This window comes from Streptomyces colwelliae (assembly GCF_048158785.1).
Taxonomy (GTDB): domain Bacteria; phylum Actinomycetota; class Actinomycetes; order Streptomycetales; family Streptomycetaceae; genus Streptomyces.
In genome coordinates, this window is record NZ_JBLTJC010000825.1 from 1 (window position 1) to 1,073 (window position 1,073).

Annotated in this window: 1 protein-coding gene; it reads right to left on the reverse strand. The window is 75.7% G+C overall.

Features of this window, described 5'->3' with window-relative positions; genetic code table 11:
• Positions 1–1,073: serine/threonine-protein kinase (locus tag ACNFOC_RS54625; RefSeq protein ID WP_521987275.1), on the reverse strand; the 1,073-nt coding region annotated here is incomplete at both ends.

Here is a 1,073-nt window from a genome sequence, read left to right on the forward strand (position 1 = left end):
AGACAGGTCATGGGGCGGGTGCGCCGCTCGACCTCGGTGTAGGGATGCGCTCCGACGGAGGCCGCGTTGCCCGGGTGCAGGGTCAGCCGCTCGGTGGCGGCGATCAGCTCCTCGTCGGGCAGGTTCGACCAGGCGGCGGCTTCGCGTAGGAGGTCTTCGGCCGTGACGGCGGTGGTGCCTTGCGGGCCGGTGGGCCAGTCGGCGGCGGTGGCCAGCACGGCGCCCAGGGCGGCCAGGCCGCAGTTCCAGTGCTGGCGCAGCAGCCGGTCGGCCTGGGCGAGGTGGCTGCGGGGTGGCAGGTCCGCCTGGGTGTACTCGGTCGCCGTGCGGATGCCTGGGCCGGCCAGGACGGTGGCGGCGTCGAGCGGTTCGGGATCGGCGGTCGCGGCCCGGGTGATGCGGTGCTGCTGGCGGGCGCTTTGGTAGGCGTGGGCGTCGTAGCCGAGGTGGGCGGCGAGTTCGGCGTCCGTGCGCTGGCTGTCGGCCGAGTCGGGGTCGGGGGTGTCGGTGAGGGTGAAGACGCCGGTGGGGTGGATCTGCAGGTGGAGGTCGTGCAGGCGGCGGGCGGCGGCGACCGCGGTGGTGCCGCAGTGTCGTACGAGCTCGGCCAGGGCGACGAGCTCGGCGACCGCGATCGTGTCGACCGGCTTTTCGCCGGCGGGCGGGGTGGCGATCGCCTGCTGGAGCAGGAGTTGCAGTGCGGAGGTCGCGTTGGCGCCGTCGCTCTGGCGCCGGCCTGCCTCCTCGATCCAGTTCTCCGCCCACGGCGCCGTCAGGTTCGCGGCGGCCTCGGCGTCGCCGCGCGTGCGGCTGGACCAGGCGGCGTTCAGGTGGCGGGCCAACTCGTCGACCAGGTCGGGCCGGTGCGCGCGGATCTCCTCGGCGAGCATCTCCTCCAGCGCGTGGAGCAGTTGCTCGGCGGGACCGCCCCGGGCGTAAGCCTGCGGGCCGCTCCATGTGCCGGCCGGGATCCGGGCTCGGCGGACGGCCGCGGCCGCGGTGCGCAGGGCTCGGGCGTGCAGGTGGGGCGAGCGCGGCAGCGGTCGCCGCCGTGCTCGACGCGGACTGGGTGG